Annotated in this window: 17 protein-coding genes; 8 read left to right on the top strand and 9 right to left on the bottom strand. The window is 65.4% G+C overall.

Translation table 11 applies throughout. The features are described from left to right. Nucleotides 1-346 precede the first annotated feature (346 nt). The 5 genes from SH602x_RS03015 (at nucleotide 347) to SH602x_RS02995 (ending at nucleotide 5,777) form a co-directional block, all read left to right on the top strand. The gene (locus SH602x_RS03015; RefSeq protein WP_479475397.1) at nucleotides 347-1,465 is read left to right on the top strand and encodes a D-TA family PLP-dependent enzyme; all 1,119 of its coding nucleotides are present in this window, start codon (nucleotides 347-349) and stop codon (nucleotides 1,463-1,465) included. Between the two features lie 19 nt (nucleotides 1,466-1,484). Further along, nucleotides 1,485-2,420, top strand: coding sequence for an energy transducer TonB (locus tag SH602x_RS03010; RefSeq protein ID WP_479475396.1), 936 nt, complete (start codon nucleotides 1,485-1,487; stop codon nucleotides 2,418-2,420). 242 nt (nucleotides 2,421-2,662) lie between these two features. Beyond that, nucleotides 2,663-4,186, top strand: a complete 1,524-nt coding sequence (locus tag SH602x_RS03005; RefSeq protein WP_479475395.1) for an OprO/OprP family phosphate-selective porin — start codon at nucleotides 2,663-2,665, stop codon at nucleotides 4,184-4,186. A gap of 81 nt (nucleotides 4,187-4,267) precedes the next feature. Further along, nucleotides 4,268-5,020, top strand: coding sequence for an SDR family oxidoreductase (locus SH602x_RS03000; RefSeq protein ID WP_479475394.1), 753 nt, complete (start codon nucleotides 4,268-4,270; stop codon nucleotides 5,018-5,020). 100 nt (nucleotides 5,021-5,120) lie between these two features. Next, complete coding sequence (locus SH602x_RS02995) at nucleotides 5,121-5,777, top strand: polysaccharide deacetylase family protein (protein WP_479475393.1); 657 nt, start codon at nucleotides 5,121-5,123, stop codon at nucleotides 5,775-5,777. Between the two features lie 10 nt (nucleotides 5,778-5,787). Here SH602x_RS02995 and SH602x_RS02990 read toward each other — a convergent pair whose 3' ends face one another. Both SH602x_RS02990 and SH602x_RS02985 read right to left on the bottom strand, forming a co-directional pair. Then, a complete protein-coding gene (locus SH602x_RS02990) occupies nucleotides 5,788-6,561 on the bottom strand; it encodes a ThuA domain-containing protein (protein ID WP_479475392.1) in 774 nt (257 codons plus the stop codon). Nucleotides 6,562-6,639: 78 nt separating this feature from the next. Next, nucleotides 6,640-6,870 carry a hypothetical protein gene (locus SH602x_RS02985; RefSeq protein ID WP_479475391.1) on the bottom strand — a complete coding sequence of 77 codons (231 nt, stop codon included), beginning with the start codon at nucleotides 6,868-6,870 and terminating at the stop codon, nucleotides 6,640-6,642. A 325-nt stretch (nucleotides 6,871-7,195) separates the two neighbouring features. On the opposite strand from SH602x_RS02985, the gene SH602x_RS02980 reads away from it, so the two are divergent. Continuing rightward, complete coding sequence (locus SH602x_RS02980) at nucleotides 7,196-8,479, top strand: IS4 family transposase (RefSeq protein ID WP_479475390.1); 1,284 nt, start codon at nucleotides 7,196-7,198, stop codon at nucleotides 8,477-8,479. 96 nt (nucleotides 8,480-8,575) lie between these two features. On the opposite strand, the gene SH602x_RS02975 is transcribed toward SH602x_RS02980, so the two are convergent. Next, a complete protein-coding gene (locus SH602x_RS02975; protein ID WP_479475389.1) occupies nucleotides 8,576-8,785 on the bottom strand; it encodes a hypothetical protein in 210 nt (69 codons plus the stop codon). Nucleotides 8,786-8,819: 34 nt separating this feature from the next. Further along, nucleotides 8,820-9,032, bottom strand: coding sequence for a hypothetical protein (locus SH602x_RS02970; protein WP_479475388.1), 213 nt, complete (start codon nucleotides 9,030-9,032; stop codon nucleotides 8,820-8,822). Between the two features lie 126 nt (nucleotides 9,033-9,158). Between SH602x_RS02970 and SH602x_RS02965 the strand changes: the two genes are divergently transcribed. Then, on the top strand, nucleotides 9,159-9,602 hold the full coding sequence (locus SH602x_RS02965; protein ID WP_479475387.1) for a hypothetical protein: 444 nt from the start codon (nucleotides 9,159-9,161) through the stop codon (nucleotides 9,600-9,602). A gap of 386 nt (nucleotides 9,603-9,988) precedes the next feature. Here SH602x_RS02965 and SH602x_RS02960 read toward each other — a convergent pair whose 3' ends face one another. The 5 genes from SH602x_RS02960 to SH602x_RS02940 all read right to left on the bottom strand — a co-directional run bounded on the left by SH602x_RS02960 (nucleotide 9,989) and on the right by SH602x_RS02940 (nucleotide 13,396). Beyond that, nucleotides 9,989-10,183 (bottom strand): hypothetical protein, encoded by a 195-nt coding sequence (locus SH602x_RS02960; protein WP_479475386.1) that lies wholly within the window; start codon nucleotides 10,181-10,183, stop codon nucleotides 9,989-9,991. 177 nt (nucleotides 10,184-10,360) lie between these two features. After that, entirely contained in the window at nucleotides 10,361-11,188 is an 828-nt protein-coding gene (locus tag SH602x_RS02955; protein WP_479475385.1) for a hypothetical protein, read from the bottom strand. Between the two features lie 178 nt (nucleotides 11,189-11,366). After that, on the bottom strand, nucleotides 11,367-11,663 hold the full coding sequence (locus SH602x_RS02950) for a hypothetical protein (RefSeq protein ID WP_479469954.1): 297 nt from the start codon (nucleotides 11,661-11,663) through the stop codon (nucleotides 11,367-11,369). Between the two features lie 229 nt (nucleotides 11,664-11,892). Then, entirely contained in the window at nucleotides 11,893-12,213 is a 321-nt protein-coding gene (locus SH602x_RS02945) for a (2Fe-2S)-binding protein (protein ID WP_479475384.1), read from the bottom strand. 13 nt (nucleotides 12,214-12,226) lie between these two features. After that, the gene (locus SH602x_RS02940) at nucleotides 12,227-13,396 is read right to left on the bottom strand and encodes a M20/M25/M40 family metallo-hydrolase (RefSeq protein WP_479475383.1); all 1,170 of its coding nucleotides are present in this window, start codon (nucleotides 13,394-13,396) and stop codon (nucleotides 12,227-12,229) included. A 149-nt stretch (nucleotides 13,397-13,545) separates the two neighbouring features. Between SH602x_RS02940 and SH602x_RS02935 the strand changes: the two genes are divergently transcribed. Then, nucleotides 13,546-14,004, top strand: a complete 459-nt coding sequence (locus SH602x_RS02935) for a hypothetical protein (protein WP_479475382.1) — start codon at nucleotides 13,546-13,548, stop codon at nucleotides 14,002-14,004. Nucleotides 14,005-14,077 lie beyond the last annotated feature (73 nt).

The raw sequence follows: 14,077 nt of genomic DNA, 5'->3' as shown, positions 1-14,077 counted from the left end.
CGCGCAATGCCTCGGACCTTTCGACCCTTCGCCCGCGTGATGGAAAGCGTCTAAGATAGGAAAGCTTCAGGGTTTCGGACAGGGCGGAGCCGCTGGCCGCACGGTGCAGTTCGGCTGCTAGCCCGGGTGGCGCTGGTTGCCCCAACCAGCGCGGGCGCAGCCCGTCGGAGGCCTCAGGACCGATCCCACGCGACGTTCGCGATTCGATTTCGAGGACGACAGGAATGGGTGACCGAACCCGTCGGTTCACGTCGATCCCGAGGCCTCCGATCCGCTTCGCGGACGCCGGTTGAGACAACCGGCGCCACCCAGATTCTTCCGCCAAGATAAAGACGCGCCTCAGACGATGCGGTTCGACCAGATCGCCTGCCCTATCTTCGACGAAGTCCTGTCGCCGGCTTTGGTCGTCGATTACGAAACCGTCGTCGCGAACGTCGAAAAGACGATTCAGATCGCCGGACGACCCGAGCGGCTGCGTCCGCACTGCAAAACGCACAAAACGCTGGAAGTGACGCGGCTGTACGTCGAACGGGGCGTTCTCGCCCACAAAGCGGCCACGATCGCCGAGTGCGAGGCGCTCGCCGACGCCGGCGCGGGGGACGTGCTGCTCGCCTATCCGCTGGTCGGGCCGAACGCGAATCGGATGCTCGACCTGCGGGAGCGTCATCCCGGCGTGCGGTTCTCGGCGCTCGTCGATTCGGCGGAGAACCTGGCCTTCGTCGAAGCGGCGGCAAGAAAACGAAACGCGACGATCGACCTGTTCCTGGACGTCGAGACGGGGCTCGGCCGCACCGGCGCGCCGCTCGACGAACGAGGGTCGGATCTGTACGCTCTTATGGATCGGAGCGACGCCGTTCGGGCACGCGGACTCCACGTTTATGACGGTCATCGTCGCGAAGCGGACGTAACGCAACGAACCGTCGAAGTCTCGAAGTTGCGGGACCGAATCGGAGCCTTCCGCGACGGACTGGTTCGCGCGGGACACGCCGTCGAAGAGCTCGTCGTCGGCGGGACGGGTTCCTTCCCGGTCTGGGCGACCTTCGACGATCCGGCGTTGCGGCTCAGCCCCGGGACGACGTCATTCTGGGACGAAGGCTACCGCCGAACCTTTCCCGACCTGCCGTTCGAGCCCGCGGCAGCGATCTTCACTCGGGCGATCAGTCGGCCCTCTCCGACGCGGCTGACGTTCGATGCGGGAAGCAAGTCCGTCGCCAGCGATCCGCCGATGGAGAAACGGCTGTTCTTCCCCGCCTTTCCCGATGCGACCATCGCGATGCAGAACGAGGAACATCTCGTGCTCGAGCGACCCGTCGGATTCGATCTGGCGATCGGGCAGGGGATCTTCGGCATTCCCTGGCACATCTGCCCCAGTTCAGCGCTCCACCGGGAGATGGTCGTCGTCAGGAACGGACAGATCGACTCGCCCTGGAAAGTGATCGCCCGCGATCGGCGGCTGACAGTCTGAGGCGTCTTGCGAACGAGTCATGACGCAGTCCTTCGAACTTCCCGAGGAAGCGACTTCCCAGGCGCCGGCTCATCGCCGGTTCGCGCTGGAAGTTCTCGGCGTGGGACTCTTCGTCAGCGCGTACGTCCATGCGGCGGCTGCGCCCGCGCTTTACTATGTCGCCACGAACGAATCGGTCCGCCTGTTCGCTCTCCCGCGCGATCGGGCGAGCATCGAACTGACGCTGGCGTTCGCGTCGAAAGCGAGCGAGCCGAGCGCGGAGGTCGTCGTTCGTCCGCAGAAACTGACCGAGTCGCTGCTGCGCGAAGAGAGCGACTCCGAAGAGGACGCGGCCGAGTCGCACGATCTGCTCACCGCCGCCCCCGTGAACGTGAGCCGTACGATCGCGGCGCCAACCGTCGTCCTTTCGGAGAAGGGCGAGCCGACGAAGCTCGCCCCGCCGGGCGAGTCTCCCTCGGCGAAGCAGCCCGCCGTGCGTCCGCTCGCCCGGCGACAGGATTCGACCGCGCCGCGCGCGGCGGAGCGAGTCGCCGACGCCTACCGTACGGCCCGATCGCATGCGGTCGACTCGCCCTCGCAGATCGCGTCCGAAGTTCGGCTCGGCGCCGAAGCCGAGGCTCTGCCGCAACTGGTGCGCAACCCGCCGCCGGTCTATCCGACCGCCGCGCTGGAGCAGGGCCTCGAGGGGCGGACCATCGTGCGAGCGAAGGTGAGCCGCACGGGGACCGTCCTCACGACGGCGATCGCCCAGAGCAGCGGCTCCGCGCTGCTGGATGCTGCCGCGGAAGAAGCGGTTCGGCGCTGGACGTTTCAGCCCGCGCTGCGGTTCGGCCTGGCGGTCGAGATGGAGGTCGGCGTGCCGGTCGTCTTCTCCATCCGGGAAGCGCTTCAGGAGGCGCGCGACGCTGCGGATTCTGCCGATCGTGACGCTTCGCCGGATGGCGCGGCCAAGTAGTCCGCTTCCCTCCGATCGTTACCACCCGCACGCGCGGCGCGACCCGACTGAGCCAGTCACTGTGCGGAAGCCATCCGAGACCGCTTGAACGTCCGTAACCGACGCAGCGTCAGAGACTTAGATCGCCCTGGATCCGATTGTTAAGATTTGCATCAGATTAACGCGCATTTCCCGCAACGTCCGAAAAGAGGGAGGGATCGGCGTCAGCCGAACGAGCCTCTCTTTCGGTCGGAGCGGTACAGGTGCGTCAATCGTTCATGCGTTCGTCGCTGGTCTGCGCGTTCTCGGCGTCGTCGCTGATCGCCGCTGCGGTTCAGGGACAGTCGTTTCCGTACTACGGACCGAGCGCCTTCGTCAGCCAGTCGGCGGCGGAAGACTCCGTTCTGTCGCCGCCTGTGCCTCCGACCGGGAACGCATCGCAGGACGGCTCGCTCGATACCGATCTCGAAGAGCGACTCAAAGCGCTGGAGGAATTGGAGAAGCGCTTCGGTTCGCTCGAAGAAGACTGGAGCGAGTTCCAGGACGCCCAGAAGGAAAAGAAGGAGGCGGACGCTGAAAAGCCCACGATGAAGATCAACGGGCGCATTCAGCTCGATTATTGGAACTTCCACGACAACAGCGAAGGAATCGGGTTCTTCGAACATAGCGATCCGACGGCCGCGAACTACGGCACGGATCCGGAGGATCGCATCGCCTTCCGACGAGTTCGATTGGAGATCTCCGGAACGATCCCGCAGGATCTCTTCTATCGCATGCAGATCGAATTCAACAATCCGTCAGAGCCTGAGTTCAAGGACGTTTACCTGGGCTTCGACAATCTGGCGTTCAACCAGAAGTTGCTGGTAGGCCTACAGAAGCGTCCGTTGTCGCTCGATCAGTGGAACAGCAGCCGATACAACGTCTTCATGGAGCGACCGACGATCGCTGACGGCGACGACGAAGACGCTCGACGTCTGGGCGCCTGCATGTGGGGCGTATCCGACCAGCAGACTTGGGTCTGGCAGTACGGGCTCTTCACGCTCGAAAATCCGCAAGACGACGGACGCGTCATCGGAGACTCGATGCAGCTCTCCGGAAATGGCCGGCTGGGGAACACCTTCCTCTGGGCATGCGAAGGGCGCCAGTACGCGTACTTCGGCTCTTCGATCATGGTGGCGCATCCGGACGGCGACGCTACGGACGCCGATACCAACGAAAACGAGGCGAGATTTCGAGCTCGTCCTGAGGCCCGCTCGGACAGCCGCTGGGTCGATACCGGCAGAATCGCCGGCGCCGAATGGTATGAAATCGCTGGACTGGAGGCCGTCTATAACGAAGGCCCTCTACAGGTCGTCGGCGAGTGGATGACGAATTGGGTCCAGCGCAACGACGTCGTCGCCGGCGCTCCGGAAGATCTGCGATTCCACGGCGGATACGTTTACGTTTCCTATACCCTCACCGGCGAACACATTCCGTGGGATCGGGATACCGCGCAACTGGGTCGCCTGGAACCGTTCAACCCCTGGACCCCCTGGAAACCCTGCGAACGCAGAGGCTGGGGAGCGTGGAACGTCGGCGCTCGCTATTCGTACATCGATCTGACGGACGAGGATATCCTCGGCGGAACCGAACAGAACGCGACGCTGGCGCTCAACTGGCACTGGACTGCCCACGCCAAGCTGCAGTACGACCTCGGCTACGGCGAGATCTACGATCGCGAGCCGGTCGCCGGCTTCACCTCCGGAAACTTCTGGACCAGCGGCCTTCGCTTCGCGTGCGACTTCTAGTTAGCTGGCGACGGGGAGGAGACCTTCTACAATGCGACGCTTCGTCGTCAGGCTCTCCCTCGCTCGCTAGAGTTCGCATTCATGAGTTCGCTGAAGGGGCAACAGGTCGTCGTCACGGGCGGCGGTACCGGGATCGGACTCGGCATCGCCGAAGCGTTCTGCAAGGCCGGCGCGAAGGTCTGCATCGCGGGGCGCCGGGCCGACGTGCTCGAGCAGGCGCTCGCCAAGCTCGGGCAGGCGCTGGCCGGGCTGAACGACTGCGGCGAGGCGGCCTGCGGCATTCTCGACGTCGCCGACCGGGCGGCGACCGAACGCTTCTTTCGCGAACGCGAGGCCGAGGGGCCGATCGAAATCCTGGCGATGTGCGCCGGGATCAACATCAAGCAGCGTTCCATGACGGAGATGGACCCCGCGGAGTGGGATCGCGTGATGGCGATCAACGCGACAGGTCCCTACAACTGCCTGCATGCCGTACTGCCCCCCATGCTGCAGCGTAAGCGGGGGCTGATCGTCAACGTCTCGTCGATCGCCGGCAAACGGGCGCTCGAACTGGGCGGCATCGCCTACTGCGCGTCGAAGTTCGCCGCGACCGCGCTCGGCACGTCGGTCGGCAACGAGCTCGCTCCCCGGGGCATCCGCATCACCAACGTCTACCCGGGCGAGGTCGATACGCCGCTGCTCGAACAGCGCCCCGCGCCGGTCAGCGAAGAGCGCCGCGCCTCGATGCTGCTCCCCTCCGACGTCGCGGACCTGGTGGTCGCGATCGCGTCGCTGCCTCCCCGCGCGCACGTGCCCGAGATCTTCGTTAAGCCGCTGGTGCAGCACTACGTGTGATCGACGACGCACGGCCTTCGGAACGATCCCTCGTTTCGCCGTGCTGTCCTTGCCGCTGATCGAAGCGAGACGATCAGCGCAAACCTCGAAGGGGCTTCCCATGACGTGCATGAACCGGCGAACGTTCAACGTCGCAGCGCTCTCGGCGGCGATGCTCGGCGGGCAGGCCGTGGGCGATGAAAAGGCGATCGCGAGAACGGTCCATCTCACCTTCGACGACGGGCCGCATCCCGCGCACACCAGGACGATTCTCGACGTGCTCAAGGCGGCCGGCGCCCGGGCGACCTTCTTCGTTCTCGGCGCCAACGTCCGACGGCATGGCGTCGACCTGCTGAAGCGAGCCGTCGACGAGGGTCATTGCATCGGCAATCACACCTACTCGCACCAGGACCTCACGAAACTGAAGCCGGATCAGGTTCGCGAGGAAATTTCCGAGTGCGAAGGCCTGATTGAAGACTTCTTGCCCGAGAGGAAGCTCTTCCGCCCGCCCTACGGAGCGACGAGCCGTGCGGTCGAAGCGATCGCCGAGGAGCTGGGATACGAGTCCATTCTGTGGAACGTCGACACCGTCGATTGGAACGACGAGTATCAGCCGGACCGGTGGGTTCGGCACGGCCTCGATCAGATCCGAAACAAGGAGCGGAGCGTCGTACTGGCGCACGACATCCATCGAACGACCGCCGAACATTTCGGCAAGTTCGTCGAAGGAATTCAGGCATTGCCGGGGACGACCTTCGCGGATTGCGGTTCGCTCTGATCGCGATGAGCTACGGCTTCGCCGTCAACCACTGCACGGCCTTATCGAGCAGGCGCTGGAAGTTCGGATCGTCGAAGTCGGTCTGCACGCCGAGCGACGTGTAGAACATCCGCCCGCCGCGAAACTCGTGCGTCCACGCGACGGGGTAGGTCTCGTCGCCCGTGCGACCGTCGAGCAGGACCGTCGCCTTCTCCGAGAGTTCGCCCTGCTTGTAGAGCTTGCTCGAAGCGAAGGGCTTGACCCCTTCGAGCAGCGGACTCTCTTTCGCCGATTCGCGGATCGTGACTTCGACGGGCAGATCGCCGAGGTGGTTCTGATAGGCGCCGCCGAAGACCTGGCCGTCGAGCAGGGCGTTCGTCTCGTTGTCGAACGCGTGGCTGGCCGTTCGCATACCGAGGATCGGCTTTCCCGCTTCCCAGCGCGCGGCGATCTTCGCCAGCGGTTCGGGCTTCAACTTCAGGCGCCTCGCGAACAGCACGACCAGATCGGCCTTCGCGACCTCGTCCAGGTTCGGCAGATCCTCGTCGCCGTCCTCGCCGATCGAGAACGTGAAGCGGACATCCCCCTGCGCCGCGTACGCCTTCGCCCAACGCTGGAGCGAGGCCGGCGCCTCGTATTCCTTGCACGCCGCGATGACGTGAATGTGTAGCGGCGGGGCAAGGATGATCGCTTCCTGCTGCGCCTGCGCGGCAGCGCCGACGACGGACAGAAGAGCGCTCCATACGAACAGCGCGAAGAGAGTCCGACGGGAGAGGCGTCCGGCGCCGCGGGTCGAAGAGGCCATCGTTGCGTTCCCTGGAAGAGTCGCCGCGCTGACGGATCGCGACGAGCGATCAGCGCGGACTCCATGGTAATCGAACGCTCACGCGGTCCGGGCGCCGCAGCGGGGGCAGCCCGGTTTCGCCGACGGCACGAGTTCGCCGCACGCTCCGCAACGGACCGCGTCCGCGACGAGCGGATCCGACGACCGATTTCGCATCGACGCGATCGCCAGAACGACGCCGAACGCGGCCAGCATCAATCCCACGATCACGACCGCCCCGATGCCGAGCGGTAGGACCCAGGCCTGAAAAGCTTCGGCAGGTGTCTGCATGGCTTCTCCTACTGATTCATCTATCGCATCTTCTCCGGGTGCCACTGGCTCCGCCAGTGCTTTTCCGGAGGCCGGATCGCTCATATTGGACGACGATTCAAGCTTCGGCACTGGCAGAGCCAGTGGCACCCAACGCCGTGCGGAAGAGGGCTCGGGGCGGGTCGGTAAGGCATTGCTCTAGGAAGAGTTGGGGCCTCCGGTCATCATCGGTTCCGCTTAAAGTTCCGATCCGATCGAGAGGCCCCAACATGATTGCATCGTATCCCGAGCGACTGGCCGCGGCGATGCGCGAGGTCCTGCCTGTGCGGCTTTTTCAGCGTTGATCGTGCATGGCGGCTCGGTCTGGACGCCGCATCGTCTGGTCTGGTCGGGCCTGTTCATGGCCTGGGCCGAGCCGAAGGAAGCGGTCGAGCGCTTTCGCGTCGTCGAAACGTTTCTGCGCACGATCCGTCCCGCCTGGCGAAAGGCGAACTCGTACAACGCCTGGATGGACGCCCTGGCTCGTGAAAGGGAGCGTCTCGTGCCTCGCGTCGTCGCCCGCTTGCGCGAGGTCATGCTCGGGATTTCGGACGAAGCAGGCGCTTCGCGAGCCGGTCGTCGGCAGAAACGCTGGGAGCCTTTCGCGGTCGACGGCAGTCGACTCGCCTGTCCTCGCACGCCGGCCAACCAGCGGGCGCTGGGCGACGTCGGAAAGCCCGACGGCATGCCGCAGATGTCGCTGACGGTTCTTTATCATCTGCGGCTGGGACTTCCCTGGGCGTTTCGCACGGGACCGGGGACGGCGGGCGAACGGACGCATCTGCTCGACATGGTCGACGAACTCCCCGGCGATGCGCTCGTCGTCGCCGACGCCGGCTTCGTCGGCTACGACCTCTGCGCCGCGCTGCTGGCGAAGGGACGCCATTTCCTGATGCGGGTCGGCGGCAACGTGCGACTGATCGACGGCCTGCGTTATCCGGGCGACGTTCCCGGTCGCACGGTCTATCTCTGGCCTGCCGACAAGCAGGACGCCGGCCTGCCGCCGATCGAGTTGCGTCTGATCGTCGTTCGGAAGCCGGGCAAGCTTCCGATTTATCTCGTGACGAGCGTGCCGGACGACGACCGGGTGTCGGACGCCGAGGCCGAAGCGTTCTACGACCGGCGCTGGGGCGTGGAGGTCTTCTATCGCACGACGAAGCAGACGCTCGAGCGTCGCACGCTGCGCAGCCGCACGCCGTCGCGATGCGAACTGGAACTGACGTGGTGCGTGCTGGGGGTCTGGCTGCTGGGGCTGATGGCGGCCCGCGATCTGTCCGCTGCCGGCGACGATCCCGCGGAAGTCTCTTACGCCGCGGCGATGCAGGTCGTGCGACGCACGTTTCGGGCAGGCTCGCCGCCGAGGAAGCACAAGGCCGCTCCGCCTCGAAGAGCCTGTCGCGATCGCCGAAGCTGCGCGGGCGTCTTCGCCGACTGCAAGAAGGACCGGTACGTCCGGCTGCGCCCGAAAGCGACGCGACCCTACCCGCGAAAGAAACGTCACCGCCCTCCTCAGCCGCCTGGAATCCAGCCGCCCAGCGCGAGACAACTTCAACTGGCCACGCGACTAAAGCCGCTCCGCCTACTCATCTGACGCACGGCGTTGAGTGGCACCCGAAGCGCTCCATTCAACCTGACATCGGCAGATGGGCGGACCGCTAGTTTCGCGCGAGAGCGAAGAACGGCGTCGTCAGGAAACGCGGACGCCGCACGCCGGACAGTTTCGCTTCGCCAGCGGAACGAGGGCCCCGCACTGCGGGCAAGGCGCCGCGTCAGCGTTCGTCTCTGGTGCGTACGATCGACGGGCCGACACGGCTGCTGCGACGACGACGAGCAGCGCCCCGACGACCAGCACGACGACGAAGGCGACTAACAAGAGTCCGGCGAAGCTGACGCCCATGATGGGTTCCTGCAAAGCTATCCTGCCTCCGGATTCAGCCGACCGCGACGCCGCAGGCGGGGCACGACCGCTTTCCTGACGGAACGAACGCCTTACACTTCGGACAGGGGAACGCGCCGGGCGAGCCGACGATCGCGTCGCTTCGTCGCGAGGCGGTGGCGAGGACGACGACGACGACGACTCCGGCTGCCAGACCGAACAGAATCAGCAGCAGGATCAGGATCTCTATTACGCCGATTGCGAACATGCTTCGCCCCTTCTGTGCAGTAGTCTGCTTCAGGTCGCAGGCGACCGTTCGAGACTTTCACGAAACTTCCTGCCGGAAACCATTCGCGACGCCGCCCCGTTTCTTGCTACGTTTGCCGGGAAAACGATGAAGCCAACCGTTCTTTGCGTCGGAAACTGCGGTTTCGACCAGTCGTCGCTGAACTCCTACCTGCTGTCGCGGTTCGACGCGACCGTGCTGACGGCGGATCGGGCCGCCGACGCGGACGCGGCGCTGGCCAAGCGGGAGGTCGATCTGATTCTGGTGAACCGGGTCTTCGATCGCGACGGCGGCTCGGGCATCGACTGGATCCGGCGCCATTTCGGCAAGAACCGTCCGGACGCCGCAGCGAGGCCGATGCAGGCCCTGCTGATCAGCGGCTACGAAGACGCCCAGCAGGAAGCGGTGAAAGCGGGCGCCATGCCCGGCTTCGGCAAGAGCGATCTCAGGACGAACCTTCCCGGCGAGCGGATCGCCGCGGCCCTGGAACTGCTGGCCGCGGAGGAGCAGGCGTCCGCCCGCGGCACGGACTCGGCGAAGGACAAGGCCTGATCGACAGCAGGCGGTAGTGGCTGATTCGAACGCGTCGTTGGATCAGACTAAGCGTCGCGTTATGCCGAAGTCGAACAGACCGATCGTCAAAGCCGTGGGGATTGGAGCGGTGGTCGCTTCTCTCGTCGCAATCATGACGTTCGCGTTCTGGTACACGATGCCATTCTGGATCGACTTCTGACGCTCAAGGGCGTCCCGCCGACTAGCGATGAAGCCGCAAGACGAAGACGGCCGGACCTTGCGTCGAGTCCGTCGCCATTCCTTGAACATCAGGTCGATTCCTCTTGTCGCCTTCGGCGACCCCGATTGCAAAGCAATCGCGGCCACCCGGAGTAGACTCGCAAACCGCAAGCGGGTTCTGCCGGCGGCTGCTCCTGGGACTATCGCTATTTCCCGGCGAAGGCGACTGCCGCGTAGATGAGCCCGGCCACGACCAGTCCGATCGCGGCGCCGATCGCGGCCTGGATCATCACGCCGGCGATCGAGTCGGGAGCCGGGCTGACGAGCCCCGTCGCCATGATCAGCATGTAGATGATGAACGCGAAGTTGAAGCCGACGAGCGGGAGCTTGAAGCGTTCCATCGTTGTCTGATCCGGGGTGCGTCGATCGAGAGACCGGTCGAGAAGGGACCAGTCTTCGCGGGCTGGCTGGCTCTATGATTCCCGCCCGCCTCGCGAGCCACAAGTACCGCTCGCGAAAGATTCGTCCGCGCAGGCGACGGGGTTCCGACGGTCGTTCGCGTCAGGCGATCGGGTCGCTCAACTTCCCGCCGGAGCGGCTTCGTCAGCCGGCGCATCCGACGCGGGAGCGGGACTTTCCGCGGCCGGCGCCGCAGGCGATTCCGGCGCGGCAGGCGTTTCGGTCGCCGCCTCGCCGGCTTCGAACTTCATGCTGGCGAGCACGGCGTAACCGGCGTCGCGGTACTGCGGCAGCGGGCTCTCCCCCTGCGTGACGACGGCGGCCTGCAGCGTGACCGTGAAGAGTTGTCCCTGCTGGACCGTCTTCAGGACCTGCTCCTCGAGCGACGTCGAACGGGCCTTCGCCTCGGTCACGTAGCGAACGCAGGGGACGCCGCCGATGATCAGCGGCTTGGGCGATTCGAGCGGATTCGAGACCGTCGCGGCGACCTGCTGCGCGAACTGTCCGACGTTCGCTTCGGTCGTGTCGGGCGTGCCCACGGGGGCAGGCTCGGCGGTCACCAAGATCCGCGGGAATTCCTCGCCCAGTTCCTTCGCGAACCAGACCACGTATTCCTGTCGACGCGTCGGCAGGACCCATCCCTTCGGCGCCGACACGGTCAGCTTCGCGGTTCCCGCCTTGAGATTCGGCAATTCGCGTTCGGTCGAGAGGTCGTACCCCTCGCCGTTCACGATCCGCTTGACCTCGTCGGTCGATTCCGCGGCGACCGGCGCTTCGCTCGGAGGAGCTTCGCCAGTCGGCGTTTCGCCGGAGATCGAAGGAGCGGGAGCGCTCGGCCCGGGCGATTCAGTTCCGCCGCAACCGACGACCAGCGACGTCAGCGCGATCGCGGACGACAGCGCGAGAACCCGGGGGACCGATGAACGCAGACCGGCAGAGAGAAGCATGACCGATCGACTTTCTGAAAGAGGCGAACCGGAGAGCCTCGTCGGCGGACACGGAGGTCGCCGCGACTCCGCAAAGTCTTGCGGAGGCGAAACGTCCGAAAGGAGGCAGGATGCCGACTTTTCGGACAGACGCTAAATCCTCGATGGGCGCCGAACTCCGCTCGGGAACGCTACGCCGTCATTCGGCGATCTCTTCCTTCACCCGCAGGACGAAGTGGGGCGTCTTCTTGGAGAGATCTTCGGCCTTTTCCTTCGCGGCGGCCTCGTCGGCGTAGTCGTAAGTCGCGACCCGCTTCATCGACTGGTTGTAGATCGCCCAGAAGACCTTGTAGCGGATGATCGGCGCGACTTTCGTGCGCTTCTTCCGCGGCGTCGTCGACGCCTTCCGCTTCTTCTTCGGCGCCGCGACGGCAGCCGATTCTTCAGTCTGAATCTGCTCCTTGACCTTCTCGCGATTGACCGTTTTCCGTGCCATGCCGACTTCGTGGAGCGCTAGAGGACGCCGGCGTTAAAAGAACCGGCGGTCGACCGTAAGCCGGCCAATATAAACAATTTCGGAAGAATTGACCAGCTACCGCCCGGCGGGGGCGTTTCATGGGCAATCGCGAACGTCTCGGCAGCCTCCGTCATCGAAAACGATGGCAGCGCCGGCGCCTGGAGCGAAAGCGCCGGCGTCGCTCGCCCGAGGCCTTCACCCCCCCCGTTTATCCGGGGTTCTCGTCGGACGCAGCATCAGGAACGGCTTCGGGGGGTTCGACGGCGGAGCGTTCGTCGTTCTTCTTCTGGCGGTAGTCGGCCCGCTGGGCGGCGTAGGCGGCGGCGTCCGGGAACTCGGCATCTTCGCCGGCGGCGTAAGCGTCGAACAGCTTCTGCAAAAAGGGCCGGCACCACCCGCATCCCGTCCCGGCGCCGAAGCATTCCGAAATCTGCGAGACCCGCCGGGGTCGCTCGACGCGGAGGAAGTTTTCGACCTTCCGCCGGGTGACGTGAAAACAGAGGCAAAGTTCGTCGTCGCGGTCGCGCATCGTCTTCCGTTCGTCAGTCGCCGTTCGCGGCGTCCTCGCAGGTCGCCAGTTCGATCGCGGTCCGGCAGGCCAGGGCGTAATCGGCCAGATCGACCCGCTCGTCGACCGTGTGAATCGATCGTTGCCCGCAGCCGAGCGTCACCGTCGGAATGCCGTGGGCGTTGAGCCAGTTGGCGTCGAGACCGCCGTTGGAGATCGCCAGTTCGGGCGCGCTCCCCAGTCGTTCGAGCGCCTGCTGCGCCATCGCGACGCAGCGGCTGTGCGGGTCGATGGCGAACGATTCATAATCGAGCCGCCCCTCGAATTCCGCCCGGGCGCATTCGCCCCGGATATTGGTCGTCTGCACGCAGGCGCCGAGGAAGGCCTCTTCGATTTCCGAGACGATCGTCCGGCGAAAGGCGGGGTCGTGACTGCGGGCTTCGGCGCGCAGCGAGACGCGGTCGGTCACGACGTTCGTCGCCTGCCCGCCGTTGAAGACGCCGACGTTGCTCGTGCCGGTGCGACCTTCCTTTTCGACCTTTCCCAGCCATCCTCGCGCTGCGAGATCGGCGATCGCCCGCGACGCGGCGACGATGGCGCTGACCCCTTCTTCCGGCGCTCCGCCCGCGTGACTGGCGCGACCGAAGACCTCGATGGAGAGGCGATAGCCCCCCGTCGCGCCGATCGTCAGCTTCGCCGGGGATCCGCCGTCGAAGTTGAAACCGAACGCCGGATGCCCCAGATCCTCCACCCGGACGCAGCGGGCGCCGTGCAGTCCGACCTCCTCCTGCACGAAGAAGCAGAACGTCGTCGGCGGATGGGGCGCCCCCCGGGCGACCAGCGCGGCGAGCGTTTCCAGCAACACCCCGACGCCGGTCCGGTTATCCCCCCCGAGACCAGTCTCGGGATCTTCGGAGGTGATCTGACCCTCCTCGACGACTGGCTTCGCTCCGACGCAGATCGGGACCGTGTCCATGTGGGCGGTGAAGAGCCGCCGGGGGCCGGGGCGCGTCCCGGGGAGTCGCACGATCAGATTCCCGGCGTCGCCGCGGATCGCGGTCCGCTCGCAGGCGTCGTCCTCGAAGACGCACTCGTTCGGCACGCCGATCCCGATCAGCGCCGCCCGGACATAGTCGGCGACGAGCCGCTCCTGCCCGCTTTTCCCGGGCAGAGCCAGTAATTCCAGAAGCGTCCCGACGTTCATTCCGTTCGATGGCTTAGAGGGTCGAACCGCCAGTCGCCGAACGCGTCGCGGACGGGGCGGTCGCGGAAGGGCGGCCCTAGTCGCGGCCGGCGGCGGATCTCACAATACGGGGAATCGCCCGCACGTCGACCCGACGAGAGGATTTCCGCTTGCGTTTCTTTCTGGCCGGCATCATGCAGGGGTCGCATTTCGGCGACGCCATGCATACTCAATCGTATCGCACGCGGCTGACCGAGGCTCTCGCGGCGGCGTTTCCGCAGGCGGAGATCTACGATCCGTTCGCGGGCCACTCCGATTCGCTCTCCTACAGCGCGGAGGCCGCCCGGGGCGTCTTCCTGCGGCACAACGAGATGTGCGGCGAAGTCGACGTCGTCGTCGCTTACATCCCGGAAGCCTCCATGGGGACGGCGATCGAAATGTGGGAAGCGTTCCGCAACGGTCGCGTCGTCCTCTGCATCAGTCCGCTGTCGAAGAACTGGGTCGTGAAGTTTTGCAGTCACGCGCGGTGGGACGACCTCGACCAGTTCTGCGACGACGTCGCGTCCGGCCTCGCCGCCGAACGGATCGCGGGAATCGTCGCAGCGCGCGAATCGAGCACGGCGTCTTGATCACGTAGGGTGGTTCATTGACCCACCATCCATCGTCAGAGCGCCTCAACCGCACAAGCGAAAAACGAAGGTG

The organism is Lignipirellula cremea, from assembly GCF_056501455.1.
This window is presented reverse-complemented; position numbering and strand designations above follow the sequence as displayed.

Coding starts and splice junctions, on each gene's coding strand:
- SH602x_RS02950 (WP_479469954.1), bottom strand. CDS start 11,663: ATGGCACGGAAAACGGTCAATCGCGAGAAGGTCAAGGAGCAGATTCAG.
- SH602x_RS03015 (WP_479475397.1), top strand. CDS start 347: ATGCGGTTCGACCAGATCGCCTGCCCTATCTTCGACGAAGTCCTGTCG.
- SH602x_RS02940 (WP_479475383.1), bottom strand. CDS start 13,396: ATGAACGTCGGGACGCTTCTGGAATTACTGGCTCTGCCCGGGAAAAGC.
- SH602x_RS02970 (WP_479475388.1), bottom strand. CDS start 9,032: ATGTTCGCAATCGGCGTAATAGAGATCCTGATCCTGCTGCTGATTCTG.
- SH602x_RS02945 (WP_479475384.1), bottom strand. CDS start 12,213: ATGCGCGACCGCGACGACGAACTTTGCCTCTGTTTTCACGTCACCCGG.
- SH602x_RS02975 (WP_479475389.1), bottom strand. CDS start 8,785: ATGGGCGTCAGCTTCGCCGGACTCTTGTTAGTCGCCTTCGTCGTCGTG.
- SH602x_RS03000 (WP_479475394.1), top strand. CDS start 4,268: ATGAGTTCGCTGAAGGGGCAACAGGTCGTCGTCACGGGCGGCGGTACC.
- SH602x_RS03010 (WP_479475396.1), top strand. CDS start 1,485: ATGACGCAGTCCTTCGAACTTCCCGAGGAAGCGACTTCCCAGGCGCCG.
- SH602x_RS02955 (WP_479475385.1), bottom strand. CDS start 11,188: ATGCTTCTCTCTGCCGGTCTGCGTTCATCGGTCCCCCGGGTTCTCGCG.
- SH602x_RS02965 (WP_479475387.1), top strand. CDS start 9,159: ATGAAGCCAACCGTTCTTTGCGTCGGAAACTGCGGTTTCGACCAGTCG.
- SH602x_RS02990 (WP_479475392.1), bottom strand. CDS start 6,561: ATGGCCTCTTCGACCCGCGGCGCCGGACGCCTCTCCCGTCGGACTCTC.
- SH602x_RS02985 (WP_479475391.1), bottom strand. CDS start 6,870: ATGCAGACACCTGCCGAAGCTTTTCAGGCCTGGGTCCTACCGCTCGGC.
- SH602x_RS02960 (WP_479475386.1), bottom strand. CDS start 10,183: ATGGAACGCTTCAAGCTCCCGCTCGTCGGCTTCAACTTCGCGTTCATC.
- SH602x_RS02995 (WP_479475393.1), top strand. CDS start 5,121: ATGACGTGCATGAACCGGCGAACGTTCAACGTCGCAGCGCTCTCGGCG.